Origin of the sequence: Bosea sp. 685 (assembly GCF_031884435.1) — a bacterium.
Taxonomy (GTDB): domain Bacteria; phylum Pseudomonadota; class Alphaproteobacteria; order Rhizobiales; family Beijerinckiaceae; genus Allobosea.
This window is the reverse complement of the sequence record NZ_CP134779.1, coordinates 5598955-5625731: the sequence shown is the minus strand read 5'-3', so window position 1 is coordinate 5625731 and position 26777 is coordinate 5598955. Positions and strand designations below refer to the sequence as shown.

General features: G+C 64.4%; 21 protein-coding genes, 1 tRNA gene and 1 pseudogene. 9 read left to right on the top strand and 14 right to left on the bottom strand.

All coding sequences use genetic code 11. The annotated features are described in order from the left end of the window. Window position 1: 1 nt before the first annotated feature. The 3 genes from RMR04_RS27490 to RMR04_RS27480 are packed head-to-tail and all read right to left on the bottom strand — an operon-like array spanning window position 2 to window position 5273. A complete protein-coding gene (locus RMR04_RS27490) occupies window positions 2-3091 on the bottom strand; it encodes an efflux RND transporter permease subunit (protein ID WP_311911698.1) in 3090 nt (1029 codons plus the stop codon). Next, window positions 3088-4200: an efflux RND transporter periplasmic adaptor subunit gene (locus RMR04_RS27485; RefSeq protein WP_311911697.1), complete on the bottom strand. Its 1113-nt coding sequence runs from the start codon at window positions 4198-4200 to the stop codon at window positions 3088-3090. Before RMR04_RS27485 ends, RMR04_RS27490 begins: the two co-directional genes overlap by 4 nt. Next, window positions 4197-5273, bottom strand: coding sequence for an efflux RND transporter periplasmic adaptor subunit (locus RMR04_RS27480; protein WP_311911696.1), 1077 nt, complete (start codon window positions 5271-5273; stop codon window positions 4197-4199). Before RMR04_RS27480 ends, RMR04_RS27485 begins: the two co-directional genes overlap by 4 nt. A 184-nt stretch (window positions 5274-5457) precedes the next feature. On the opposite strand from RMR04_RS27480, the gene RMR04_RS27475 reads away from it, so the two are divergent. Continuing rightward, window positions 5458-6141, top strand: coding sequence for a TetR/AcrR family transcriptional regulator (locus RMR04_RS27475; protein WP_311911695.1), 684 nt, complete (start codon window positions 5458-5460; stop codon window positions 6139-6141). A 21-nt stretch (window positions 6142-6162) separates the two neighbouring features. Here RMR04_RS27475 and RMR04_RS27470 read toward each other — a convergent pair whose 3' ends face one another. The 4 genes from RMR04_RS27470 to RMR04_RS27455 form a co-directional block, all read right to left on the bottom strand. Then, window positions 6163-7410, bottom strand: a complete 1248-nt coding sequence (locus RMR04_RS27470; RefSeq protein WP_311911694.1) for an amidohydrolase family protein — start codon at window positions 7408-7410, stop codon at window positions 6163-6165. A gap of 82 nt (window positions 7411-7492) precedes the next feature. After that, on the bottom strand, window positions 7493-9100 hold the full coding sequence (locus RMR04_RS27465; RefSeq protein ID WP_311911693.1) for an ABC transporter substrate-binding protein: 1608 nt from the start codon (window positions 9098-9100) through the stop codon (window positions 7493-7495). Window positions 9101-9153: 53 nt separating this feature from the next. Then, complete coding sequence (locus RMR04_RS27460; protein WP_311911692.1) at window positions 9154-10068, bottom strand: ABC transporter permease; 915 nt, start codon at window positions 10066-10068, stop codon at window positions 9154-9156. A gap of 15 nt (window positions 10069-10083) precedes the next feature. Then, a complete protein-coding gene (locus tag RMR04_RS27455) occupies window positions 10084-11007 on the bottom strand; it encodes an ABC transporter permease (RefSeq protein WP_311911691.1) in 924 nt (307 codons plus the stop codon). Window positions 11008-11344: 337 nt separating this feature from the next. On the opposite strand from RMR04_RS27455, the gene RMR04_RS27450 reads away from it, so the two are divergent. Next, window positions 11345-12316, top strand: coding sequence for a GntR family transcriptional regulator (locus RMR04_RS27450; RefSeq protein WP_311911690.1), 972 nt, complete (start codon window positions 11345-11347; stop codon window positions 12314-12316). Between the two features lie 49 nt (window positions 12317-12365). On the opposite strand, the gene RMR04_RS27445 is transcribed toward RMR04_RS27450, so the two are convergent. Continuing rightward, entirely contained in the window at window positions 12366-12869 is a 504-nt protein-coding gene (locus RMR04_RS27445; protein ID WP_311911689.1) for a cupin domain-containing protein, read from the bottom strand. Window positions 12870-13055: 186 nt separating this feature from the next. Between RMR04_RS27445 and RMR04_RS27440 the strand changes: the two genes are divergently transcribed. The 3 genes from RMR04_RS27440 to RMR04_RS27430 are packed head-to-tail and all read left to right on the top strand — an operon-like array spanning window position 13056 to window position 16804. After that, window positions 13056-13805, top strand: a complete 750-nt coding sequence (locus RMR04_RS27440) for a gluconate 2-dehydrogenase subunit 3 family protein (protein ID WP_311911688.1) — start codon at window positions 13056-13058, stop codon at window positions 13803-13805. An 18-nt stretch (window positions 13806-13823) separates the two neighbouring features. Further along, entirely contained in the window at window positions 13824-15587 is a 1764-nt protein-coding gene (locus RMR04_RS27435; protein ID WP_311911687.1) for a GMC family oxidoreductase, read from the top strand. Continuing rightward, window positions 15584-16804, top strand: a complete 1221-nt coding sequence (locus tag RMR04_RS27430) for a cytochrome c (RefSeq protein WP_311911686.1) — start codon at window positions 15584-15586, stop codon at window positions 16802-16804. The genes RMR04_RS27435 and RMR04_RS27430 overlap by 4 nt, the downstream gene beginning before the upstream one ends. Before the next feature lie 809 nt (window positions 16805-17613). Here RMR04_RS27430 and RMR04_RS27425 read toward each other — a convergent pair. Then, the gene (locus RMR04_RS27425) at window positions 17614-18147 is read right to left on the bottom strand and encodes a hypothetical protein (RefSeq protein ID WP_311911685.1); all 534 of its coding nucleotides are present in this window, start codon (window positions 18145-18147) and stop codon (window positions 17614-17616) included. Window positions 18148-18607: 460 nt separating this feature from the next. Here RMR04_RS27425 and RMR04_RS27420 point away from each other — a divergent pair, with 460 nt between their 5' ends. Then, a complete protein-coding gene (locus tag RMR04_RS27420) occupies window positions 18608-19936 on the top strand; it encodes an FRG domain-containing protein (protein WP_311911684.1) in 1329 nt (442 codons plus the stop codon). Window positions 19937-20003: 67 nt separating this feature from the next. Here the strand turns inward: RMR04_RS27420 and RMR04_RS27415 are convergent. Then, window positions 20004-20207 (bottom strand): annotated as a pseudogene (locus tag RMR04_RS27415) (transposase); the annotation flags it as partial. Window positions 20208-20312: 105 nt separating this feature from the next. On the opposite strand from RMR04_RS27415, the gene RMR04_RS27410 reads away from it, so the two are divergent. Further along, complete coding sequence (locus RMR04_RS27410) at window positions 20313-20963, top strand: hypothetical protein (RefSeq protein WP_311911683.1); 651 nt, start codon at window positions 20313-20315, stop codon at window positions 20961-20963. 318 nt (window positions 20964-21281) lie between these two features. On the opposite strand, the gene RMR04_RS27405 is transcribed toward RMR04_RS27410, so the two are convergent. From RMR04_RS27405 to RMR04_RS27395, 3 genes are all read right to left on the bottom strand, one after another. Then, window positions 21282-21368: transfer RNA gene (locus RMR04_RS27405), tRNA-Leu, on the bottom strand. Between the two features lie 112 nt (window positions 21369-21480). Next, window positions 21481-23634: a methyl-accepting chemotaxis protein gene (locus RMR04_RS27400; RefSeq protein WP_311911682.1), complete on the bottom strand. Its 2154-nt coding sequence runs from the start codon at window positions 23632-23634 to the stop codon at window positions 21481-21483. Between the two features lie 83 nt (window positions 23635-23717). Continuing rightward, window positions 23718-24002, bottom strand: coding sequence for a hypothetical protein (locus tag RMR04_RS27395; RefSeq protein ID WP_311911681.1), 285 nt, complete (start codon window positions 24000-24002; stop codon window positions 23718-23720). 14 nt (window positions 24003-24016) lie between these two features. On the opposite strand from RMR04_RS27395, the gene RMR04_RS27390 reads away from it, so the two are divergent. Together RMR04_RS27390 and RMR04_RS27385 are read left to right on the top strand one after the other, a co-directional pair. Next, the gene (locus RMR04_RS27390) at window positions 24017-25027 is read left to right on the top strand and encodes a complex I NDUFA9 subunit family protein (protein WP_311911680.1); all 1011 of its coding nucleotides are present in this window, start codon (window positions 24017-24019) and stop codon (window positions 25025-25027) included. A 14-nt stretch (window positions 25028-25041) separates the two neighbouring features. Beyond that, the gene (locus RMR04_RS27385) at window positions 25042-25722 is read left to right on the top strand and encodes an HAD family hydrolase (protein WP_311911679.1); all 681 of its coding nucleotides are present in this window, start codon (window positions 25042-25044) and stop codon (window positions 25720-25722) included. A 39-nt stretch (window positions 25723-25761) separates the two neighbouring features. Here RMR04_RS27385 and RMR04_RS27380 read toward each other — a convergent pair whose 3' ends face one another. Then, window positions 25762-26757, bottom strand: coding sequence for a 2-hydroxyacid dehydrogenase (locus tag RMR04_RS27380; protein WP_103720596.1), 996 nt, complete (start codon window positions 26755-26757; stop codon window positions 25762-25764). Between the last annotated feature and the right edge of the window lie 20 nt (window positions 26758-26777).

Below are 26777 nucleotides of genomic sequence, written 5' to 3'. Positions count from 1 at the left end.
CTCAGCCCGTGGCCGCTTGGTGGCCCGTCTCGGTCGGCGCTTCGGGCTCGGTGCTCGGCTCCTTCAGCCGGAACCAGGCGACATAGAGCGCCGGCAGGAACAGCAGCGTCAGCACCGTCCCGACGATGATGCCGCCCATCATGGCGTAGGCCATCGGGCCCCAGAAGACCTCGCGCGCGATCGGGATCAGCGCGAGGCTTGCAGCCGCCGCGGTGAGCAGGATCGGCCGCATGCGGTGCTCGGTCGCTTCGACCACGGCGGTCCAGCCATCCCGGCCCTCCTCCCGCAGATGCTCGATCTGGACGACGAGAATGACCGAGTTGCGGATCAGGATGCCGATCAGCGCCAGCACGCCCAGAATGGCGACGAAGCCGAGCGGCGCACCGCTGGGCACAAGCGCGGCAACCACGCCGATCAGCCCCAGCGGCGCGACGACGACGACCAGGAACAATCGCTGGAAGCTCTGCAGCTGGATCATCAGGATCGTGGCCATGGCGAAGAGCATGATGGGCACGATGGCGACGATCGGCCCCTGGCCCTTGGCGCTTTCCTCGACCGCGCCGCCGGTGACGATTTTGTAGCCGGCAGGCAACGTCGTGATGATCTCGCGCAGGCCCGGTTCGAGCGCCTTGACCACGGTCGCTGGCTGCAACGCGGTGACGACGCTGGCCTTGACCGTCACCGTCGGCAGGCGGTCGCGCCGCCAGACCACGGGTTGCTCGGATTCGTAGCGGAAATTGGCGATTGCCGCGAGCGGGACCGTTTTGCCGGTGCTGCTCTGGATCTGCAGGTTCTGCAGCGTGTCGATCGAGGAACGCTCGGCATCGCGCGCCCGGCCCATGACATTGATCAGGTAGATGCTGTCGCGCATCTGCGTCGTGGTCGCGCCGCTGACGACGCTGTTCAGGGCGGTCGCGATCGTTTCCGACGTGATGCCGAGCTGGGCCGCCTTATCCTGCAGCACATCGACCTTCACGACACGGCCGGGCTCGTTCCAGTCATAGACGATGTCGCCCAGGTCGCGGTTCTGCCCGATCGTGCTGGCGACCTTCTGAGCCAGAGCGCGCACTGTCTGGATGTCGGGTCCGCTGACCCGATACTGGATCGGGCGCCCGACCGGGGGGCCGATGTCGAGCAGATGGACGAAGGCGTCCGTACCGACGAAATCGCGTGCGAGAATGGCCTTCAGCTTGGGGCGCAGGCGTTCGCGCGCGGCGATGTCCTTGGTCACGATGACGATCTGCCCGAAGTTCGGGCTCGCCGGCTGAACGTCGTAGGACAGCACGAAGCGCACCGCGCCCTGGCCGACATAGGACGACCAGTGCTCGATATCGGGCTCGCCGACGAGGGCCTGTTTTTCGAAACGGTCCATCTGGTCGCGCGTCTGCGTGATCGAGGCGTTCTGCGGGACGGTCCAGTCGATGATCAGTTCGCGCCGATCGGAGGACGGGAAGAACTGTTCCTGGACGAAGCGCATGCCGCCGACCGAGAGGGCAAACAGCGCCACCGTCGCCGCAATCGTCAGCCATTTCCAGCGCACGCAGGCGCGCAAGGTCCGGTTGAAGGCGCGGGTCAACCGTCCGGGCCCCTCATGATGCTGCTTCATTGTCTTGGGCAGCAACGTGACGCCGAGCAGCGGCGCAAACAGCACCGCGACCACCCAGGAGACGAGCAGCGACACGGCGATGACGACGAAGAGCGTGAAGGTGAACTCGCCCGCGGCGCTGCCGTTGAGGCCGACCGGAATGAAGCTCGCCACCGTCACCAGCGTGCCGGTGAGCATTGGAAAGGCCGTCGAGGTGTAGACATAGGTCGCGGCCTTCTGGAGCGTGTCGCCGACCTCGAGCCGCGCCACCATCATCTCGACGGCGATCATGGCGTCGTCGACCAGCAGGCCGAGCGCGATGATGAGCGCGCCGAGCGAGATGCGCTGCAGCGAGATGCCGGCGATTTCCATGAAGACGAAGGTGATAGCGAGCACGAGCGGGATCGTCAGCGCCACCACGAAGCCGGCGCGCATGCCCAGGCTGATGAAGCTGACGATGAGCACGATCGCGACCGCCTCGGCCAGCGCCTTGGTGAAACCGCCGACCGCCTCTTCCACGATCGCGGGCTGGTCCGAGACCAGATGCACGCCAACACCGATCGGCAGCTCCGCTTCGATTCTGGCCATTTCGGCCTTCAGCGCCTCACCGAAATGGAGCAGGTTGGCGTTGGGCTTCATGCCGATGGAAAGTCCGATCGCGGCTTGCCCGCCGACGCGGAACAGCGCTGTCGGCGGATCGACATAGCCGCGGCTGATGGTGGCGACGTCGCCAAGCCGGAAGAAGCGGTCGTTGATGCGCAGATTGATCGCGCGCAGGCTGTCTTCGGAGGTGAACTGGCCGCCGACGCGCACGCTGATGCGCTCGCCCTTGGCCTCGATGGTGCCAGACGGCGTGATCGCGTTCTGCGCCTTCAGCGTATCGACCACCATTTGCTGGGTGATGCCCAGTGCCGCGATCTCGCGTGTCGAGAATTCGAGGTAGATGACCTCGTCCTGCGCGCCGATGAGATCGACCTTGCCGACATTGGCAACCGTCAGGACCTTGGCGCGGACATCCTCGACATAGTCGCGCAATTGCCGCTGGCTCAGCCCGTCGGAGGTGAAGGCGTAGACATTGCCGTAAACGTCGCCGAAATTGTCGTTGAACAAGGGGCCGACGATGCCGTCGGGAAACTGCCCCCGGATATCCCCGATCATGTTGCGGATCTTGACCCAGATCGCGGGGATGTCCTTGGCCTTGGTCGTGTCCTTGAGGTTGACGAAGATCGTCGTCTGTCCCGGCATGTTGAGGCTCTTGGCGTAGTCGAAGCTGTCGAGCTCCTCGAGCTTCTTCTCGATCCGGTCGGTGACCTGGCTGATCGTGTCCTCGACGGTGGCGCCTGGCCAGCGCGCCTGGATGATCATCGTCTTGATGGTGAAGTCAGGGTCCTCGGCCCGGCCGAGGTTGAAATAAGAGAACAGGCCCATGACCGATGCCACGATCATGAAGTACCAGATGAGCGAGCGGTGCTGCAGCGCCCAGTCGGAGAGGTTGAAGCTCTTCACCGGGTAGTCCTCTCATCGATCTTGCCAGCCTGGATCTTGCCAGTCTGGATCTTGACCACCTGCCCCTCGGACAGGCTGTTGACGCCCGCGACGACGAGCTGGGCGCCGGCCTCCAACCCGCTGGCGATCCGGGCGCTGCGTCCATTGCGTTCCGCGACCTGGACCGGCACCGTCTTCACGGTCTTCGCGGCAGTGTCGACGATCCAGACACGCGTTGCGCCGTCGCGCTCGAGCAGCGCCGAGAGCGGCACGTCGATCGTCGACGTCGTTGCCTCCAATGGCGTCGCCGTCACGGTCGCGCCGAGGCGGAAGGCCTCGCTGGCCTGTTCGAGCGTGATCTTGATCCGACGGGTCCGGGTCGCGGCGTCGGCCTGCGGCGCGATTTCGCGGACTTTGCCATTGGCCTTGACCAGCGGGTCGGCCTGGAGATGAACCTCGAACGGCGCGCCTGCCGCCAGCAGCTGTGCGCGGTCGTCGGGAAGATCGACCACGGCTTCGCGAATATCGGTCCGGGCGAGCGAAACCACTCTCTTGCCAGCGGCGACCATCTGCCCGACCTCGGCGTCGGTCGTGGTCACCACGCCGTCGATATCGGCGCTGAGCGTGGTGTAGCCGAGCTGCTCGCGGGCTTTCGCCAGATTGGCCTCGGCCTGCTGCACCGCGGCGGCGGCCGCTTCCTTGGCCTGCTGCGCGGTGTCGAAATCCGCCTGGTTCGAGACCTGCCGCCCGAGCAGGATCGAGATCCGGCTTTCGGCGGCGGTGGTGTTCGAGAGCTGCGCGCGCGCCTTGACCAGGTCGGCTTCGGCGGTGCGGAGCGCGAGGGCGAGGATGAAGGGGTCGAGCTGGGCCAAGCTCTGCCCGGCCTTGACGAGATCGCCGACATTGACGTTGCGTGCGATCAATCGCCCGAGCACACGGAAGCCCAGCTCCGTCTGGTATTGCGGCTGGATCGTGCCGGCAAAGCCGATCGTCTTGTCGCTATTGGGCGTCACGACGATCGACAGCACGGGGCGCGCCGGCGGCGCCGCCTTCGTGCTTGAGTTCTCGGAATTGCAGCCCGCGAGCGCCAGGGCGGCTCCCGCGGCTGCGAATGTGGCGATGTGTTTCATCCTGCATTCCCTACCCTGGCCGGCAGCAGCGCCGTCGGTTGCTGCTCGGTGGGCGCGACGATCTGGCCCGGCCTGAGAAGCTGCGCCCCGCCGGTGACCACGATATCGCCGGCGCTTAATCCGCTGCGGATCAGCACTTCGCCGGTCCGGTAAATGTCGATGACGACGGGCTTGAGCGAGACGGCGCGGCTTTTTGGATCGACCACCCAGACTGCTGCCTTGCCTCCTTGCGTGAAGAACGCTGTCCATGGCAGCGCGAAGACATCCCGGGGCTGGAAGCGGCCGACCCCGGAGACGGCGGTGCCGAGCGTCATCTCCGGCGGCGGTTGATCAATGCCGATCTTGACCCTGACCGACCCGGTCGTGGGGTCGACGACGGGCGCGACCTCTCGCACCGTGCCTGTGACCTTGATGGCGGGATTCGAGATCAAGGCGATCTCGACATTGCCGTCAGCCGGCTTCTGCACGAGGAGCGCTTCATAGACATCGAAAACCGCGTCGCGCGCGCCGTCCCGGGCGACGGTGAAGACGGCTTGCGCCGCCTCGACGACCTGCCCCACCTCGGCATTGCGCGCGGTGATGATGCCGGGCGCTTCGGCGCGCAGGGCCGTGTAGGAGAGCTGGTCCTGCGCGGTGGCGAGATTGGCCTTCGCGCTGTCGAGCGACGCCTGCGCTGCCCGATAGGCTTCATTCGCATTGTCGTAGCTGCGTTGCGTCGTATAGCCGTTGGCGAGCAGCGATTTCTGCCGCTCGAAGGTGGCGCTCGCCTGGCGCAAGGTCGCCTCGGCTGCTTGCACGCTCGCCGTCGCCGAATCCGTGTCGGCCTTCTGCTCGGTGGTCTCGAGCGTGGCGAGAACCTGGCCAGCCACGACGCGGTCCCCGACATCGACGCTGCGCGTCGCGATGCGGCCGGCAAAGCGGAACGACAGATCGCTTTGGATGCGGGCCTTGATCTCGCCCGTGAGCGAAACGGTCTGGGCACGCGGTGAGAGTCTGGCCGTTTGCGTCAGCACTGCCAATGGCGGTTGCGCATCAGCCGGCGCGGAATCCTTGCAGCCGGCGAGCGCCAGCAACGCAAGGACGCCCAAACCTGGCCCGGCGCCACGCCGCGGTTGCCATAGCTTGTCTCGTCGAGACTGCGTCATCGAACACCTGCTAAACTAAACGGTTCAGTTTATTTCGTTGACGGATGCCTTGCGCCCTGTCACGAGTCAAGAGGAAACTAAACGGTACAGTTCAAAAAGAGACGCAAACGGCATGATGCCCGGCACCCGCAAAACCAATCCGCTGGAAGGTGGCATGAAAAGCCTCGAGGCGCGACCCGATCGCCGCAGCCGGAAGGTGGAGCAGATCCTGGTCGCGGCGTGCGACCTGTTTCTCGAACACGGTTTCGATGCCGTTACCATGGACATGGTCACGCGGGTCTCCGGCGTCTCCAAGGCGACGCTCTATGTTCATTTCGCCAATAAGGAAGCTTTGTTCGAGGCCGTGCTGACCGGTGAAGCCAAGCGCGTCACCGACACGATCTGGCTCTCCGATGTCGAGGTTGACGACGTCCCGACGGCGCTCCGCCGCGTCGCCGGGAACTTCATCGACATCTTCATGGCCGCGCGCTGCGTGCAGCTGTGGCGTGCGGCTATCGGGGCGGTCCCGCGTTTTCCGGGGATCGGTCGCGTCGTGTTCGAAGCCGGGCCGGTGGTGCTGACGGAACGGCTCGCGCGGTTTTTCGCCCTGGCGGATGAAAGGGGCCTTCTCGATGTGCCCAATCCAACCCTGGCTGCCCGGCAATTTCTGAGCATCGTCCGGGGCGATCTCGATGTCAGGGGGTTACTGTCCCTGGAACTGCTCCCGAAGGCCGAAATCGAGGAGCAGATCGAGGAGGGGATCGCGCTCTTTCTGGCGCGCTATGAGCGCGGCGACGGGCTGAGCCGGCGCTCGTAACGCGATCCCAGCGGGGTGTTCTCAGCTCGCAATGCGATCCGGGCGCCGTTTCGGCTGTCCGCCCTGCATGACGAAGCGAACATCGCGCAGCACCTCGAGATCGTCGAGCGGGTTGCCGCGAACGACGATTGCATCGGCGGCGAGGCCGGGCGTCAACCTGCCGACACGGTCATCGATGCCGAGCACCGTCGCGGCAAGGCCCGTGCCGGCAACGATCGCCTCCATGGCGCTCATGCCGCCCTGATGCATCAAGGCTATCTCCATCGGCAGATCGTCGATCGCCGTGAAGCGCCAGCCTGCATCGGTGCCGGCGACGAATGTCACGCCGGCCTCGCGCAGCTGGCGGAACTGGTCGAGATTGGCGGCGAAGGTTTTGCGCCACCGTGCCAGGAAGGCCTCCTCGGTCGGCGTGCGCTCCTCCTTGGCAAGCATTGCCCTGAGCACGGCTCCGCCGACCGCCAGCGTGCTGGTCACGGGAATGGCGGAGCGCGCGAGGCGCTCGGCCACGGCCGGGTCGTAGGATTGGTTGCCCTTGCCGTCGGTGATGAAGCCGGCATGCTCGATCTGGTCGAAGCCGGCCGCGACGACATCGTCGATCGAGGCCGCACACAGACAATGCGCGGTGATCTTGCGGTCGCTGCGATGCGCCTCGTCGACCATGACGGCCAGCTCCCTGGGCGTGAAGGACGATTTCCAGGATTGCGTGTTCAGCGTTCCGCCGCCGCTGGCCATCACCTTGATGAAATCCGCCCCCAGCTTCGCCATCTCGCGGACCTTGCGGCGCAGGCCGTCCTCGCCATCCGCCTCGCCGCCGAAATACCAGGTATGGCCGCCGGTGATTGTGATGGGCTGGCCGCAGGCGAGCACGCGCGCGCCTTCGCCATGGCCGAGTTCCAGCGCCCGGCGCAGATGGATCGCCGTGCTGTTGAGTGCGCCGACATCGCGCACCGTCGTGATGCCTGCCGCGAGCGCCTTGCCGACGGCGAAGGTTGAGGTCGCCATCAGCACGCCCTCAGGCTCGCGCATCGCCACTTCGAGCGTGGTGCCGTCCCCGGGCAGGTTGAGATGGACATGAGTGTCGATCAGCCCGGGCAGGATCGTGCAGCCGGGGAAATCGAGAATCTCGGCGTTCTCCGTCGAGAACCCGTCCGGGATGCCTCGGGCATGGACGGCCACGACCTTGCCCTGCTCGACCACGAGCACGGCGTCCTGGACAGGAGCCGAGCCGGTTCCATCGATGAGCCTGTCGGCCCGAATGAGCGTCGTCACTGGCGAACTCCTGTCTCGTCATGTCGGGTCATCCGGGCGCGATCAGTTTGCTCGCGCCCGGATTTCTGAGTTTTCCGGGCGCTCAGTCGGCCAGCGAGGCCGCTCCGAGATATTCGAAGCCGCCGCCCGTATAGGTCACGCCGGTCAGCTTCTTCGTCGTCATCACGAGGTCGATGTTCTGGCGGATCGGCAGCATGACGGCCTGGTCCATCAGGATCTTCTGGACCTCATGATAGATCGTCAGGCGTTTGGCGGGGTCGCGCTCCTGCTGGCCGTCCTTGAACAGGGCGGTCAGCTTGGGGTCGGAGAAATGGCTCCAGTTGAAGTACTGGCCGGGCGTGAACCAGGTCTGCAGCGCGTCGGGATCGACGCCGATATATTGCAGCGGCGTCAGGGACATATCGCCGTTGATATTGGCTGCGAGCCAGGCCGGCGAGGCGAGCTGCTGGACATTCACCTCCATGCCGATTTTCTGCAGATAGCCCTGCATGGCCTGGGCGAGCAGCGGATAGGAGGTCGAGGTCGAGATCGCGGTCACGGTCAGCGTCAGGCGCTTGCCGCCCTTCTCCCAGAACCCGTTCACCTTGGTCCAGCCGCCCTCCTTGAGCACGGCCTCGGCCTTGGCCGGATCGTAGGAATAGACGCTTTCGAGCGAGGCATCGTAGCCGATCATGCTGGGTTGCAGCGGCGTCAGGCTCGGCGGGAAGGCGCCGGCCTCGGCGAGTTGGATCACGCCCTTCTTGTCGATCGCGTAATGGATCGCCTTGCGGACGGCGAGGTCGTCGGTCGGGAACCTGCTCGCATTGATCGGCGCGAAGATGCCGAGCCCCGTGATCGGAACCGGGATCGCCGTGTACCGGTCCATCTTCTGGAAGGCATTCCAGTAGACACCGGGCGTCTGCTGCATCATCTGCGACTGGCCGCTCTGGAACTGGCTGACGCGCGCCTGCGGGTTCGGCACGATCTGGAACAGCACCTGCGCGATATCAGGCGGGCCCTTATGGCTAAGTACCGAGGGGCCCCAGGTGTAATCCTCGTTGCGCTTGAGGATCAGGCTCTGATTGGGCTCGTAGCTGACGAAGGAGAACGGGCCGGTCCCGGTCGGGTGCAGGCCGAGATCCTTGCCGTATTCGGCTATCGCCTTGGGCGACTGCATGCCGAGATAGGGCACGCCGAGCTGTCCCAGGAAGGGCGCGTAGGGCGTCTCACAGCTGAACTCGACGGTGTATTTGGCGGTTGCAGTCGCGGTCTTGCAGGGGCCGAGCAGGCCGATCGAGACCTTGGACTGGGTGCTTTTGTCGGTGATGTATTTGATGTTGGCGACGACGGCGTCGGCATCGAAAAGCGTGCCGTCATGGAACTTCACATCCTCGCGCAGCGTGAAGCTGTAGGTCTTGCCGTCCTCCGAGATTGTCCATTTGGTCGCCAGAAGCGGCACGATCTTGAAATCGGGCGTCAGCCAGATCAGCGTGTCGAAGATATTGGCCAGGAGCGGGCCGACATTGCGCGCGCCGGTCGTGGCGGGATTGAGCGTGTCGATCGGCTCGGCCCAGCCGACCGTGAGCTTGGCCTGCTTGTTCGGGGCGGCCGGTTGCGCCTGGAGTCCGCCGACACTGAGGGCAAGGCTGCCGGCGGCAAGGAGGGTCGCGAGCGCCGTCTTCATTCCGGTGTTGCGCTGTCGTTCACTCATCTCGTCTCTCCAATGGTGAGGCATGCCAATCCTGAGGCATGCGATCTGCGGCATCAGCTGCGGTCGAGCGTCGGATCGAGTTCGTCCCTGAGCCCGTCGCCGATCAGGTTCACGCTGACGACGAACAGGGACAGGAACAGGCCGGGGAACACGGTGATCCACCAGGCGAGCGTGATGTAGTTCTGGCCGTCATTCAGGATGGCGCCGAGCTCGGGCGTCGGCGGCTGCACGCCGAGCCCGATGAAGCCGAGCGCCGTGATCCAGAGCGCGGCGATGCCGAGCCAAGTGGTGGTCAGGACGATGACGCCGGACATCACATTGGGCAGGATGTGGCGGGATATGATTCTGAAGGGGGAGGCTCCGCCGCAAAGAGCGGCCTCGACGAAGGGCAGGTTGCGGACCTCGACAGTCGCCCCTTCCACCAGCCGGGCGAAGACCGGGACGAGGATCACCGCGATCGCGATGACGCCGTTGACGAGGCCCGGCCCCAGGATCGCCGTGACGGTCAGGGCAAGCAGGATGCCCGGGAATGCCAGCAGCAGATCGTTGAGGCGCATGATGACGAAGCCGATCGCGCCACCGAAATAGCCGGCGACCAGGCCGGTCACGGTGCCGAAGAGGGCCCCGAGCACCACCACCGCGAGGCTCGCCAGCATGGTCGTGCGCGCGCCGAACAGGACACGGGCGAAGAGGTCGCGGCCGAAGGCGTCGGTTCCCATCGGATAGACCAGGGAGGGCGGCGTGAAGGTCGCCATCGGATCCTGCATGGTCGGATCGATCGAGGTTAGCAGGGGGGCGAAGAACGCCGCCAGCGTCAGGACCGTGCAGATCAGGAGGCCGGTCGACAGGCTGCGATGGCGCAGCGCACGCAGAATGGCGCGCCGCCGCGACCATACCGGCGGCGCCACGGCAACGGGATCGTCCTGGTCGGCGGGAAGCGTTGCTGCGGTTGAGGCGAGGTCCGGCATTGCCTGCAATCTCTGCTAGCGGTTGGCGACGCGCGGATCGAGCACGGGGTAGAGAATGTCGACGATGAAGTTCGCGACGGCGTAGATGATGGCGATGATCAGGATGATGGCCTGAACGGTCATGTAGTCCTTCGCCAGGATGCCCTGGATCAGCAGGCGTCCGACGCCGGGACGAGAGAACACGGTTTCGACGATGACCGAACCCGAAAGCAGCTGGCCCACCTGAAGGCCGGTGATGGTCAGGATCGGCAAAAGCGCATTGCGCATCACATGCCTGACGAAGACCTTGAACTCCGGCACGCCCTTGGCCCGGGCGGTGGTGACGTGATTTTGCGACAGGGCCGCAATGATGCTCGAACGCACGAAGCGGGCGTTGAAGCCCAGCGATCCGAGCGCGAGCGTGACGGCCGGCAGCACCAGCCCCTTCAGCGAGGTGCCACCGACGACGTCGAAGATCGGCCATGTCACGGCGAAGGCGAGGATCAAGAGCAGGCCCAGCCAGAAGCTCGGGACCGACATGCAGACCAAAGCGAGCCCCATGCTGGCCGTGTCGGCCGATTGGTTGCGCTTCAGGGCTGCGAGGATGCCGAGCGCGGTCCCGCCGCTGAGCGACAGCGTCAGCGCCGCGAGCGTGAGCTGGATCGTGGCCGGAAAGCTGGAGGCGAGCAGCGAGCTCACGCTTTGCTGGTTGGCGTAGGAATAGCCGAAATCGCCCCGCAGCACATGGCCGATCCAGACGAAATACTGCAGGTGCAGCGGCTGGGTCAGGCCGAGCTGTTCGCGCAGGCGCTCGATAAGCGCCTTGTCGCCTGCGCTCGTGCCGAGCATGGCCACGACCGGGTCGCCGGGTATCAGTCTGATGATCAGGAAGGCGATGACGCTGATGCCGAATGCCAGCGCCACGATCGCGGCGAGGCGCTTCAGGATGTATCCGCTCACGAGGCCGAAGCCGTTCGCGCCGCGACCGCCGAAGGCTGTCGAGGGGTGTGGACTCTGACGGACGGAAAGGCCGAGCGTAGCATCGTACTAGAACACTCCCATGGCCGGCAAAGCGGTGTCAATCGCGTGAGGGTTGCATCTTCCGGCTCGGAGGCGCGACTGCTCGATGGCTTGTCAGGGCTGCTGGCCAGTGTACCTGCTATATCCGGCCGGAGCGTTTTCGAGCGAAGTGGACACCGGTTCGCGTGAAGAAAACGCGTCAAAACGAAAGCTAGAGCAGTTTCCGATCCAGCTGGATCGGAAACTGCTCTAGAACACTCGATCGGGGCTGGTGGGCATGGAATTCAAGATCGATCGCGACTTGCCGATTTCGATCCGTCAGCAGCTCAAGGGGTTGATCGAATACAGCATCGCCTGTGGCGATCTCGCTGTCGGCGAAGCCTTGCCGTCAGTCCGCGACCTGGCCGCGAGGGTCGGCGTCGCTCCGATGACAGTGAGCCAGGTCTATGGCGATCTGAAGGGGCTCGGGCTCATCGAGACGCGCGCCGGAGCCGGCACCAGCGTGGCCGGCAGCAGCCAGGCCCGTCTCGCCGGAAGGCCCGATCTGATGACGCTTCATCGCCGCATCGATGCACTGATCGATGAGGGGATGGCGCTGGGCCTGCGCGCCTCCGATCTGGCGGCGCTGATCCATGCGCGGTTGGCCTCGCGGGCCCGGCTCGGCCGCAGCGCCAGCGTCGTCATGGTTGGCCTGTTCGCCGGGCCGACGGCGCGCTACGCCCATGTCATCGCGGCGCGCCTCGGCCAGGGCGCGACGGTGGAGCCGATGACGATCGATGCGATCCTGCGTGACCCTGCGGTTCAGGCGCGCGCGGCCTCGGCCGATCTGGTCGTCACCTTCGTCAACCGGCACCGCGAGGTCGCCAGCATCCTGCCCGGCGCTCGCGTGGTCTCGATCCGCTTCATCCCTTCGGAGGAGACCAGACGCGCGCTCGCCTCCATCGACCCGATGGGTCGCGTGCTGCTGGTGGCGCGGTTTCCCGAATTCCTGCCGATCATGAGGGCGGGCGTGCTGCGCTTCGCGCCTCATGTCTCGAATCTGCGCTCGGCTGGAGCCGGCTCAGGCGACGCGCCCCTGGCCCGAGACGATGCCGATGTCATCGTCTTTGCCTCGGGCACGGACTCGGTGCTGAGCGGTCTCAAGGCCTCGGTCCGCGCGATCGAATACATTCACATCCCGGAGCCGGGCGATATCGACCGCCTCATCGTTCCGCTCATCCAGGACACCGCATCGAAAGCGGCCAAGTAGCTTAAGCATCCAAGTAGCCTAAGCGCCCAACCGCGCGCTCAGGGAGGCGTCACGCATCCTGCGGCACATAACGCCGCGACAACTCGTTACTGTTGTCATAGGACGCCTCGAAAATGGCGGCGGCCAGGGTCGCGCGCACGCGCAGAATGCCGGTGCCGACATTCTTGAAGCCGTGGCGGGCGCCGGCTGGGATCAGCACGGACTGATTGGCCGTCACGATCATGCTCTCATTGCGCAGGTAGATTTCGGCCGTGCCCTCGTAAACCTCGAGCACCTCCTCGACCGCATGAATATGCATCGGGGCTCCCAGGCCGGGGTCGCAGAACTGGTCGAAGATGCATAATTGCTTGCTCTGCACCGTTGCCGAGGCCCGCATCAGGGTCATCACGCCGTCGCGCCACTTTTCCAGGGGCTGGGTATTGTGATCGAGAACTTCCATCGGAATGCCTTCATCCTTCGTGATGGCTTGCTTCGTAATTGCCTGGTCCGCAATTTTCTTGAGCCGGCCCGGTGTTGGGTCGAGACAAGCTGATCGCCCCTCATGTCTCAGCATATGACGCGCAGCGATGGAAGAGGGCCGCCAGCATGCGCGACCGCTCCCATGGGCCGCTCCATGCATCCCGCGGATGGCGGTACCGCTTTGATCGGATGTTGATTGTTCTCAATCAAAAGTAGAGCCTCCCCTCGTTAGCAGTGGCTGCGGCTTGTCCGACCAGCGATGCGGACAGTCGAGGCCGGCATGACACGATCCACACCGTTTCGCCCCAGTCGCCGCGGTTTCCTTTCCTCGACAGGCATGACCTTGCTCGTGGCCTCCATCGCAGGCGCGAAGGCGGCCGAACACTCCGGAACCTTGCCATGGAAGCCGTTTGCGGCGCTGCCGCCGCAGCCGCTGCCCGGAGGGCGCTGGTACGTCTTCACAGCCGACGAGGCGCGCATGGTCGAGGCCATCGTCGACCGCCTGATTCCGGCCGACGATCTCAGCATCGGCGGCAAGGAGGCCGGCTGCGCGACCTTCATCGACCGCCAGCTTGCCGGCAGCTATGGCTCGTCCGAGCGGCTCTATACGCAAGGCCCGTTCCTGCCCGGCCTGCCGACGCAGGGCTATCAAGGTGCCGAGGCGCCGGTGGCGCGCTACCGCGCCGGGCTTGCCGCGCTGGCGCAGCATGTTCGCACTCAGTTTGCCGGAAAAGCTTTCGCCGATCTCGCTCCCGCCGACCAGGACAAGGCGCTCGCCGATTTCGACGCCGGCAAGGTCGCCTACCCCGCCGCCGCCGGCTTCTTCAATCTCCTGCTGCAGAACACGATGGAAGGCTTCTTCGCCGACCCGATCTATGGCGGCAACAAGGATATGGCGGGCTGGAAGCTGCTCGGCTTCCCCGGTGCCCGCTACGATTACCGCGACTACGTCACGGCCCATAACCAGCCCTTCCCTCTGCCGCCGCTCTCGATCGCCGGGCGGCCGGAGTGGAAGGTCGGCAGCAAGTAACCGGCGGGATCAGGCACGATGGTGAGGAAACTGCCCCGCAAGGATGTCGTCATCGTCGGCCTGGGCTGGACGGGCGCGATCCTGGCGCATGAATTGACCGATGCCGGGCTCGATGTCGTCGCGATCGAGCGCGGACCCTGGCGCGATACGGCGACCGATTTCAACGTCGCCTATGCGCCCGACGAGTTGCGCTACGCCATCCGCAAGGATCTGTTCCTGCAGCCGGCGCAGGAAGCGATGACGATGCGCAACAACATCTCGCAGACGGCGCTGCCGATGCGCGATTACGGCTCCTTCCTGCCGGGCACCGGGGTCGGCGGCGCGGGCACGCATTGGAACGGTCACACCTGGCGCTTCTTCCCGAGCGATTTCGTCCTGAAGACGCATCTGACCGAGCGCTATGGCGCGAGCCGCATCGCCGATCTGACGGTGCAGGATTGGGGCGTCAGCTATGACGAGCTGGAGAATTCCTTCGACCGCTTCGAATATCTCGCCGGCATCTCCGGCAAGGCCGGCAATCTGAACGGCAAGATCGAGGCCGGCGGCAATCCCTTCGAGGGGCCGCGCAGCCGGGAATATCCGCTGCCGCCGATGCAGATGACCTATGCGCCGACGCTGTTTGCGGAAGCGGCGCGCTCGATCGGCCTGCATCCCTTCCCGACGCCTTCGGCCAATCTCTCCAAGGCCTATGTCAATCCGCTCGGCATCGCGATGGGGCAGTGCACCTTCTGCGGCTTCTGCGAGCGCTTCGGCTGCGCCAATTATTCGAAATCCAGCGCCCACACCACGATCCTGCCGGTGCTGATGCGCAAATCGAATTTCGAGGCGCGTACGGAATGCGAGGTGCTCAAGGTCGATCTCGCATCCGACGGCAAGACGGCCAAGGGCGTGACCTATGTCGACGTCACCGGCGAGCTCTGCGAGCAGCCCGCCGATATCGTGCTGCTCAACGCCTACGGCCTGCACAATGTCCGGTTGATGCTGCTCTCCAAGATCGGCACGCCCTATGACCCCGCGACCGGCACGGGCACGGTCGGGCGCAATTATGCCTATCAGACCAATGCCTCGACCCAGGTCTTCTTCGAGGGCAAGAACTTCAACCCCTTCATCGCGGCGGGCGCGCTCGGCCAGACGGTCGACGACTATAATGGCGATGCCTTCGACCATGCCGCGCTCGACTTCGTCGGCGGGGCCGGCATCAACTGCATCCCGACCAATGGTCGGCCGATCGCCTACCGGCCGACGCCGCCGGGCACGCCGCGCTGGGGCAGCGCCTGGAAGAAGGCGGCCAAGGAGAATTACGGGAATACGCTGACCTTCAGCTCGCAGGGCTCGTCCTACGCCGCGCGCGGCAATTATCTTGATCTCGACCCGACCTATAAGGACCGCTTCGGCCGGCCCTTGCTGCGCATGACCTTCGATTTTCCTGACAACGACATCCGCATGTCGAACTGGGTCAGCGACCGCATGCAGCAGATCGCGACCGCGCTCGGCGGCAAGCAGGCGGTGGTCGGCCGGACGCGCAAGGGCTGGAATTCCGTGCCCTATCAGAGCACGCACAACACCGGCGGCGCGATCATGGGGACGGATCCCAACACCAGCGCGGTCAACCGGCACCTGCAGAGCTGGGACGTGCCCAATGTCTTCGTCGTCGGCGCCTCGGCCTTCCCGCAGAACGCCGGCAAGAACCCGACCGGCCCTGTCGGCGCTCTTGCCTTCTGGGCTGCGGATGCGATCCGCAACCACTATCTGAAGAACCCCGGCAAGCTGGTGCAGGCATGAAGAAGGCAGCGCTTCTCGCCGGCGTCGTCGCAGCCGCTCTCGTCAGCGCGAGCGGCTTCGCTTCCGACCTGTTCGATCGTATCAATGCGGGCCGCTACAAGGCCGTCCTGGCCGATTGCGCTGCCTGCCACACCAAGCCCGGCGGTCGGCCTTTCGCCGGCGGGACGCCGCTCGACACGCCCTTCGGCAAGCTGATCCCATCGAACATCACACCCGATCGCGAGACCGGCATCGGCAATTGGAGCTATGCCGATTTCCGCGGCGCGCTGAAGGAGGGCGTCGGCAAGGGCGGCAAGCGGCTCTATCCGGCAATGCCCTATCCCGCTTATTCCGCCATGACGGAGGCCGATATCGCCGATCTTTGGGCCTATTTGCAGAAGATCGAGCCGGTCAGCAACCGCGTCGTCTCGAACCAGTTGCCCTTCCCGTTCAGCATCCGCACCGTGATGATCGGCTGGAACCTGCTGAATTTCTCGCCCAGCGAATTCAAGCCCGACCCGGCCAGATCAGCCGAGTGGAATCGCGGTGCCTATCTCGTCAACGGACCCGCCCATTGCGGCACCTGCCATACCCCCAAGAGCCTGCTTGGCGCCGACAAGACCGACCAGTTCCTGCGCGGCGGGAACCTGCAGAGCTGGGTCGCGCCCGACATCACCAATGACGCCCATAAGGGTATCGGCGGCTGGGCGGCCGAGGATATCGTTGCTTACCTGAAAACCGGTGCGAACCGCTTCGATATCGCGTCTGGCCCGATGGCCGAGGTCGTCGCGAACTCGACGCAATATTGGACCGATGCCGATCTGAACGCGGTCGCGACCTATCTCAAGGACATCAAGGGCGCAGGCACGGCCCCGCCGCGGCCGCTCGATGCCGGCGACCCCCTGATGCTGGCCGGCAAGGCCGTCTTCATCGACCGCTGCTCAGCCTGCCATGTCAGCTCGGGCGAGGGCGCACCCTTCCTGTTCCCGAAGCTGGCCAAGGCGCCGGTGGTCAATGGCGATGATCCGACCTCCCTGATCCGCGTCGTGCTCGAGGGCAGCCAGGCCGGGGCGACCAAGGCAAGGCCCACGACCCCGGCGATGCCGTCCTTCGCCTGGAATCTGGGCGATGCCGAGGTCGCGAACGTTCTCAGCTATGTGCGCAACAGCTGGGGCAACGCCGCCCCGGCGGTGACGCCGGCCCAAGTCAAGGACATGCGCACGAAGCTCGCGCGCTAAAACGCGTCGATCGGGTTGCTTGAAGACGTAACGATCGGGGCTGGCGTATCGTGCCTCGCTCCGGCCGCGCGGCCTGGCGCGGCTTGCGCCGGCGCAGGACGATTAAGCCGGAAAAATCCCTACCTGGTAGTGGAGAGATGGATCATCGCAAGAGGCAGATGCAGAGCCGCCCTGTGAAGGCGAGTGCGGCATAAGACCTTGCGAGATCATGACTCTTTCTCCTGCTTGAGAGAAAGAGTGGTGCCCAGGAGAGGGCCGGGCAATCGCGGCGGAAAAGCCAACGATATCAATGATGTTGGACGCGCTTTCTGGGGCTTTCTGTATCAACGCCGTGGGGCACCTGTCGAGCCTTGAAATGGGGTCCTAGCTGATGCGTGCCCGCGGTGCTGACGAAAGCCTTTTGGGTGTCAGCCGCCCGGCACCTTCGTCCCCCAGGCTCTCACCCTCCGAGTAGCCACAAATCTGCGGGGGAGGCTCCCTTAACCGTCCGGTCGTGGGCCTCTCGGTCCGCCTGGAGCGCTGCTTCATGGCGATGTCGAGGGATCAGGAGAGGGTCCCGTACCCTCGGGTGTCGGCTTCGGCCTTCAGTTCGGCAATACGTTGGATGAAGTCCCCAGCGGTTCGGCGGGGGACTAGAGGAACCAACGAACTGGGACGGTCCATGTGTCACCTCGCAGACGGCTGGCGCTCCCACGCTAGCCTGATGCAGTGAAGGGGTCTGTAGCCCTGAGTCCGTTGCGGCAACTGCATCGGTGAAACTCGATGGAGCGCGTTGCATCTTCAACTTCCGCAAGGGGTGGAAAGTGGCATCAGGGGCGGTGATCGGTTCCAGCAGACTCCCCGTCGAACGCTGCTCGGATCGCATCGCCATCCAACTTTCGCTGACCGGAAAGCCCATAGGCGATCCGTTCGACGGCCGCAGAAGGCATCTCGTTCTTCGCTCGACCGATCGCAAAGTTCACGAAAGCTTTGTCCATCCATGTCGGCCATTCCTCATCCTCCGTAAGGAATGCATTAAATTGAAGTTCGAAGAATTTTTGGCGATCTATAGTCGCGTTCCTTATAGAATTATAGATAAACTCTGATTTATCTGGCGCATTACCGTCGGGTTTTACTAGTCTTCCAGCTTCATAAATCTGATATTCGGCTGCAAAGCCACCCAGAAGGATGTGTCGGCTCTGCTCATCGGTGCGGTTAGCATTTGTTCGACCGAAATAGCGACCATTATCTTCATATATCTCTATTTCGTTGATTTGTGCGCCCACCTGAATGGCCGTTGCGGCGTGCCCCGCCTCGTGAAAACAAACTAGCTCATAGGAGCCGTAGGTGATCTTGGGAGGCATTCGTATATTCCTTACGCACAAGGTTAAGATGGTACGCTGTACTGCTAACTCATCTGTTAAATTCTGCAACGGCTTGTTACCCGAACTTCCTCACCGCGCGTAGGCGCCCCTCACGACCCCTTGGACACCGTTGCCGCGTGATCCTCTGCCTGCACTTCAGGTCGTGCAGCAGACCCGTATGGCCTCCTTCGGGTCGCCCTTGAACTCGTAGACGGCAGCATCAACCCCCTCGTTAGTGACGGCTGAGGCGTTTCCTGTTCCCCGTCTCCCAACTCGGCGTGCCACATCCGCAACAAGGCCCGGGTGGATGGCGCATCTGGAATGGATACGAGCGCCACCGTCGGAGGAGACGTGGGTGCTCCGAGGCGGTCGAAGACGCCAATGAGGCTGGTTGATAGATTGTGGTTCGCTGGTTGTAAGCTGGCGCGAACTCTGGCGTTCGGGGTTGGGAGGGTTTTGAGTGCGCACTCAAAGTATCAAATCGATCGAAGCGCTGGCGGCAGCCGTAGAAGGGTTTGGCGGTGACATGCTCTTTCGGGGGCAAAACGAGCACTTCGGGACCGACATGACTTCCGGCCTACGGACGTCAATTGATCGGCGCGGCTGCATCCCACCGGTGATGCTGAAGTGGTCCCACTATGCCGAGTTCATGCTTCGGCAAATTGCCAAGGACCCGTCGGCACTTGATCGCCTGGAGTTCGTGCAAGCAATCCTCCAGCACTATGGCTGGCGGTCGTTTTATCTCGACCTGTCTGCATCTCCTGCCGTCTCTGCGTATTTCGCCGGCCATCGGTGGACGTCTCGCCGACAAATACAAATGGTCGAGGATTGCTTCGAGGACCCCGTATTGGCTGTGCGCGAGATGGCCAGCTACGAGCCCTTCGAGGGGGACGGACATCTTTACGTCATCTCAAAGGCCGCGCTGTCGGAGGCGAGGATTGCCGTCCACGATCTATCACAGCTGTCGCTCTGGATTGGAGGGCAGCCGCGCTACGCTTTCCAGAACGCATGGCTCGCAGGCCCTCTACAGGGTGACCTCCCGTCGAGCTGTATCATCGGTCATATATCCGCCCCTGCAGCTGTGTTCCGCGAATTCGCATCCAAAGGAGGGTTTGCGAATGCGGGGGACCTCTTCCCGGACCGCCAGACGGACCCGATCCTCAATCTACTGCTATCGCTACCCTGGGAAATGATTAGGACGAGCGGCAAGGCAGATCGTGGTGGCATTGAGTTTTTCCGGCGGGCGCTAGATATTCCCGAGTATCACGACGAAGAGCTTGCCAAGCATCAACCCACTGACACGGCATTCTTCTGCGGGGCGACGGTCTCCCAAATCGTGAAGGACCCAACGCTCACAGTGCGCAGTGCGCCATCACACATCATCTTCGGCTCGTCTGATAGGCCGCCGGAGTTTCCACGGGTGAGTGAATTTGTGCGGCGGCACAAGCGTGTCTTATTCGAAGTAAGTGAGTTGATTTGGTTGCCAGAGACCGTGACGGCGCGGACTTGGGGCAAGGGGCTATGGGTCGAGGAGCGGCCCGACGGTCTAATCCAGGTCGGCGACCTCATCGTCGAGCATCCTGGGCGTCAGCTTAGTGGCTTCGGCGCGAATGCAATGTGGTCATACGAGGTCGATAAGACTGGGCGCTGGACGCGGTCGCCTCGGGAGGGTGATTGTCCTTGTGCGAACAGTTGGCGTCACGAGGCCCACTTATCCGCCTTGAGTGTGCTCGAACACGACTTCACGCGGCGAGATCATGTTTTTGTAAGGCCGCCGCCGCGGGCCTGAGTGGTGTTGTGTCCTTCCACTGAGCCTTGGGCCTGAGGAGCTGCGATGTCTAAGTGTCGGTCCCAGATCATTTCGGTTCTTTGCAAAGTCTTCGCAGCATCTGGCGAACTGATGCCCAACGGAGGAATGCCAGCGCGTTCTGGTTGAGGCACTCCCAATCCTTGCTCAGGCGTCGGCAGCGGTTCAACCAGGCGATGGTGCGTTCGACGATCCATCGTTTGGGCAGGACCACGAACTTGGCCAGGTCGCTCCGCCGCACGATCTCGACACTGTCTTGCGGTAGATCTGGGCCAGGGCATAGTGGGACGACGCGCTGCTGACCTATGGAACTCAAACATTCGTGGTAGCGTCTCTCCCGTCATGAGCGGGGGATCGAATGTTCAGGGTTCTTCCAAGGGTTTTTGGCTGGTTACTCGTGGGTTTCGCGGGGACTGTAGCTGTCTTTTCTACGATGTTTGTCTATGTCGGCACTCAGGTGCCGGTGAACATCCGAATGGGCGGCAAGGTGTCCGACAACTCCTGGGATGCCGGACTGGTTTCAGCTTCTGGAACCTGGGTAATCGAGAATGAAAAACAGGCATTTCCCCTCCAGTACACAGAGTTGAGGTGCTTTCGCGCGGAGAGCGCGTGCCGATCGGCGACCGCTGAAGTGTCCTTCGGAGGCACTCTGACCGTGGATATGGACTACTACGAAGTTGCGAGGTGGACGAACGACACGATCATCTTCACCACCTCTGCTCAGTGTGTCAGTTACACCTACACGATCAGCCGCGCTTCGGCTCGGATCGTAGGGATACGCACACCCAAGAAGACCACTGACGACACGTGTCTCCAAAGTATGGGGAAGGACACTCTGCAGTTGTCGCTGAAGGACGGTTTCCGCGTACAGATGGCGCTGGAGGAAGCGGCGAGAGGGCGGGCTCAGCCCTTCGTCTGGACGGCCCTCGCTATCCTCTGGATGTTCGTTCTTCCTCGGGTTTGGCGGCGCAAAGCGGTGGGTGTCACTGAGGGTCGCTCAGCGGCATAGCGCGTCATCAAGACACGGTAGCGTCCGAAGGTCGGTGATCATGCTTCGCCGGAGAATGCGATCGACGCGGACGAAGCAGCGAGCCTGCCGTCTACCAACCGGCCTGTCGAGCCGCCTGCGATCGTGCCAATGGCTGAAACGCATCGCGGCCAGCGCCGCTCGGTACGGCCTTGCGGAACCAGTAGACGCCCGTCTTGGGAAGCTTGTATGGCCGCGTCATACTCAGGACCATGTGGATCACCCGTTTGTATCACTCGGGCGTCCACAAGCCATTGATATCAGCTAAGGCGCTGACAAACCACCACTCTGGTAGCTGAGTGGTGCCCAGGAGAGGACTCGAACCTCCACGCCCTTGCGAGCGCCAGCACCTGAAGCTGGTGCGTCTACCAATTCCGCCACCTGGGCAACGGCGGTTCGTTTACGGGGGCCGGATGGTCCTGTCAACGCATAGATCGACATTCATGTCGTTTCGTTGACGGAAGAATTTGGGCGGGGCCTGAGGGCGCGGTTTCGCCGCTCAGAACTCCTCCCACCCGGCGTCATTGGCGCGGCCGTTGACGGCACGTTTGGCTGGTGCGGAGGCGCGCGCCGGGGCGGGAACGGGCCTGGCCTGGGTGGGTTTCTCCGGCGTCGCCGCCCTGGTCTGCCCAAAGGCAGCCTCGGCGAGCTTGCGCAGGCGCTCCGGCTCCGAGGCCGTGCCAGGGCTTGTCCTGGTGGCCTGGCGCGACGCTGGGGGCTCAGCCCTCACCGAAGCCGGGGCGTAGCTGGCCGATGAGGCAGCTGCGCCCTCAGGCCCCGTCCTGAAGGCGGCGACGAGGTCGTTGAGCTGGACGATGCGGCCCGAGAGCGAACCGGCCGACGCCGCGCTCTGTTCGGCCAGTGCGGCATTGGCCTGCGTCATCTCGTCGAGATGGGCGACAGCCTGGCTCATCTCGTCGATGCCGTTGGCCTGCTCGCCAGACGCCGCCGAGATCTCGGCGATGGTGGCCGCGACCTTTTGCGAGGCGGCCAGGATCTGGGTCAGGGCGTCGCCGGCCTGGCGCACCAGCTTGACGCCCTCGCCGACCTCCTGGTTCGAAGACGAGATCAGGCCGGAGATGTCCTTGGCAGCGGCGCCCGAGCGCTGCGCCAATGTGCGCACTTCCGAGGCCACGACAGCAAAGCCCTTGCCGGCATCGCCGGCGCGTGCCGCTTCCACCGCCGCGTTCAGCGCCAGCAGATTGGTCTGGAAGGCGATGTCGTCGATCACCCGGATGATGTCGGAGATCTTCTGCGAGGCGCTCTCGATGCGCGCCATTGCAGCCACGGCTTCAGTTGCGATCGTGCCGCCGCTTTGGGCCGCCTGCATCGCCTCGGTCGCGATCGCGGCTGCCTGCTTCGAGGCCTGGGCCGAGGCTTTCACCGAGGCTGCGAGCTCCTCGGTCGTGGCCGCGGTTTCCTCCAGCGAGCTCGCCTGTTCTTCCGTGCGCTTCGAGAGATCATCGGCGCCCATGGTGATCTCGCGTGCGGCCAAGCCCACATCCGCCGAGGTCGTCTGGATCGTGCGCACCGTCGAGGACAGGCGGTCGACCGTCTCGTTGATCGCGCCCTTGAGCTCGGCGAACTTGCCGCGATAGGCGGTCTCGATCCGGGCGGTCAGGTCGCCGCCCGCAACTGCCTGCAGGGCGGCCGCGAATTCGGATGTGGCTGAATCAACCACCGCATTGATCTCGTTGATCCCCGCCACCAGCTTCTGCATCTGCGCATCGGCATGCTCGATCTCGAGCCGCGCCGAGAAATCGCCCGACGCCGCAGCCGCGACAACCTCGCCGACATCAGAGACGACGGAAGCCATCGATTCCGCCGCCCGCAACCGTGCCGCGGCCGATTCGCGCTCCTGCTCCTGAAACGCCGCGACCTTCTCCGTACTTTCGCGCAGCACCGAGACGGCGCGCGCCATGGCGCCGACCTCGTCCTGGCGTGCGACATGGGGCACATCGACCTTGGTGTCGCCGGCGGTCAGGCGCTGCATCACCCCGCTGAGATCGATCAGCGGCTTGATGATGGCGCGCCGCGAAAACGCCAGGGCGCCGGCAATCGAGGCGCCCAGCAGTAGAAGCAGGGCGACAGGCAAGATGATGCGCAGCTTCGAGGCGAAGGCCGCTGTCTCGGCCTCGATGGCGTCGCTGGTTTCCTCATTGGCCTGGCTGAACGTGGCCAATTCCTCCATCAGGGCAGCGCGATTGCGCCGGCTGGCGTCGCCATTGCCCCAGGCGTCGGCGGCTCGCCCCGACACCTCCTGAACCAGGCGGATCGTCTCGACCCGGTTGGCGACGAATTCCTCGATCAGCTTGCTGATCTTTTCAGTCCGCGATTGCTCAGTCCCGGGAATGGTCTTCAGGAGAATCTTGAGCCGGTCGTCGACCTTGCCCAACCCCTTCTCCATGGCCGTGGCGGCGAGCTTCGCCTCATGGGGGTTGCGCGACATATAGGCCAGCCGGGAATCCTCACTGAGCTGGTTGATTGCGACATTGAGCCGCTCCGTCGCCAGCATCGTGTCATTCTGGCGAGAGACGCGCAGATTCATCGTCTCGAGGCTGGAAATCGCCACGAGAGCGCTGGCCAGTGCGATGATGGCGCCGAAGGCGACAATGCCGATCAGACCGAGAATTTTGACCCGAATTGATTTCATCTTATCCCCTGGCCAATCGCGCAATATCGACAAATTTCGTGTGTTTTAGCGGGGGGTGATTGAAGGCCGAGTTAATCTTGCCCTCAAAGAGGAACAAAAAAGCCGGAAAGCTGCCCATTTTCAAGGCGCTGCCTGCCCTCGACAGGGCAGCGATTTCGTGAGGACGGTTCGAGCGAGCCGGCCCGGGCGCTGCAAGGATGTTTCAAGCTCCGGCCGTTGCCTTCGCAGAGTTCGTCCGGGCCCTTGTCGCGCTCCGTGCCCTTGTCGCGCTCGATTCCCTTGTCATGCTCGATTCCTGCAGGCTGCGTCCCAAACCGCCTTTCCAGATCGGGGCGAAATGCTTTAGGAGCGTTCCAACCAACGCGCATGAGGCATGACGAGCATGGCGAACGATCTGTCCCCTCCGAGCCAGCAGCTCGTCACGGTCTTCGGTGGTTCGGGTTTCGTCGGGCGCCATGTCGTGCGCGCCCTCGTCAAGCGCGGCTACCGCGTGCGCGTCGCGGTGCGCCGGCCCGATCTCGCCGGCTTCCTGCAGCCGCTCGGCACCGTCGGCCAGATCCACGCGGTGCAGGCCAATCTGCGCTATCCCGATTCTGTCGCGGCCGCGATCAAGGGGGCGGACGCCGTCGTCAACCTGGTCGGCATCCTGCAGGAGAGCGGCCGCCAGAGCTTTGCCGGTGTCCATGCCAATGGTGCACGCGCTATCGCCCAGGCTTGCGCGGCGCTGGGCGTCCCGCGGCTGGTCCAGATTTCGGCGATCGGCGCCAGCAAGGATTCGAAGTCGAGCTATGGCCGCAGCAAGGCCGAGGGCGAGGCTGCGCTCCTTGCACTCGTGCCTGGCGCGGTCGTGCTGCGGCCTTCGATCATGTTCGGACCCGAGGATGGTTTCTTCAACCGCTTCGCCGCGCTCGCCCGGATGCTGCCCGTGCTGCCGCTGGTCGGCGGTGGCGAGACGAAATTCCAGCCGGCCTTCGTCGGCGATGTTGCGGAAGCGATCGCCCGGGCCGTCGATGGTGCGGTCGCTGGCGGGCGCATCTACGAATTGGGTGGCCCCGAGGTGAAGAGCTTCAGGGAGCTCGTCGCCTATATCTGCGAGGTCACCGGCCGCAAGCGCCTGCTGGTCTCGCTGCCATTCCCGCTGGCGCGGCTGCAGGCGCGCCTCATCGAGATCGTCGACATGCTGACGCTCGGGCTCTTGCCGAACGAACTGAAGCTGACCCGTGATCAGGTCACGCTGCTGGAGAGCGACAATGTCGTCTCCCACGCGGCGAAGGCGGAGGGGCGCGATTTCGCCGGGCTCGGCATTGCGCCGAGTTCGGTCGAGGCCGTGGTGCCGTCCTATCTCTGGCGCTTCCGCAAGACCGGTCAGTTCGACGCGGCGCGCGCGGGCTGAGGTTTGTTGCGACGATGGGCTTCGATCTGATCATCTATGACTGCGATGGCACGCTCATCGATACCGAGACACTTTATGGCGAGGTCAGCCTCGCTGCCTGCCATGCGCTCGGCCTGACGCAATGGACCCTCGACCATTATGTCGACCAGATCGTCGGCATTCCGTGGTCGGACGGCGTCAAGATCATCGAGGCCGCACATGGCCGCGCGCTGCCGGCCGATTTCGAGACGAGGATCGAGGAGGCCGTCGCGCTGCGGCTCGAAAATGAGGTGCGCGCCCTGCCGGGCGTTCGCGAGGCGGTGGCTGCGATCGGCGGCCTGCGCTGCGTTGCGTCGTCGACGAGCCTGGCCCCGTTGCGGCGCAACCTCGGCATTGCCGGTCTCGTCGACCTGTTCGACCCTCATATCTTCTCGGCTTCGCAGGTCGCCCGCGGCAAGCCCCATCCCGATGTTTTCCTGTTCGCGAGCGATCAGATGGGGGTTGCGCCGCGCAATTGCCTCGTGATCGAGGATTCCGTGCCGGGCGTGCTGGCGGCGCGGGCCGCCGGGATGACCGTCATCGGCTTCACCGGCGTCTCGCACGACAAGCAACGCAGCGCGGCCCGCCTGAGCGAAGCGGGCGCCGTGCAGGTCATCGATGATTTCGGGCTCTGGCCCGATATTGTGGCCGGCCTTGGCGCGCCGGCCGCGGCCTGAGAAGGCGCGCGCAGAGGGCGACGCCGGTCTTCTGCTATCTCACAGCATGCTCGGCAGGACGCGGTCCGGCGGCTTGTGCCCGTCCATGAAGGTCTTGATGTTAACGATGACCTTCTCGCCCATATCGGCGCGGCCCTCATGCGTGGCCGAGCCCATATGGGGCAGCACCACGATGCGGTGCTGGCGGGCGAGCCTGAGCAGGCGCGGATTGACCGCGGGCTCGCTCTCGAAGACGTCGAGCCCCGCCCCGGCGAGCTCTCCGGCCTCCAGCATGCGCGCGAGCGCGGTCTCATCGACGATCTCGCCGCGCGCCGTGTTCACCAGGATCGCGTCGGGCTTCATCAGCTTCAATCGGCGGGCCGAGAGCAGGTGATAGGTCGCCGGCGTATGCGGGCAGTTGACCGAGACGATGTCCATCCGCGCCAGCATCTGGTCGAGCGAATCCCAATAGGTCGCGTCGAGCTTCTCCTCGATGCGGGCGTCGAGCCGGCGGCGGTTGTGATAATGGATCGAGAGGCCGAAGGCGGCGGCGCGACGCGCGACCGCCTGGCCGATGCGGCCCATGCCGACGATGCCGAGCCGTTTGCCGGTGATGCGGCGGCCGAGCATCCAGGTCGGCGACCAGCCGGCCCATTCGTCGTCGGGGATGACGCGCGCGCCCTCGGCGATGCGCCGGGCCACGGCGAGAATCAGCGCGATCGTCATATCGGCGGTGTCGTCGGTCAGCACGCCAGGCGTGTTGGTCACGGTGATGCCGCGCTGCACCGCGCTGGTCACGTCGATGTTATCGACGCCGTTGCCGAAATTCGCGATCAGCCTGAGCTGGTCGCCGGCCTGGGCGATGATTCCGGCATCGATCCGGTCGGTCACGGTCGGCACCAGCACATCGGCGGTCTTGACCGCCTCGACCAGTGCGGCCTGGCTCATCGGGGTGTCGTCGATGTTGAGACGGGCGTCGAACAGCTCGCGCATGCGCGTTTCGACCACGGCAGGGAGCTTGCGTGTCACGACGACCAGCGGTTTTTTCTTCGTCATGGACGCCTCCTCCGGCGCTC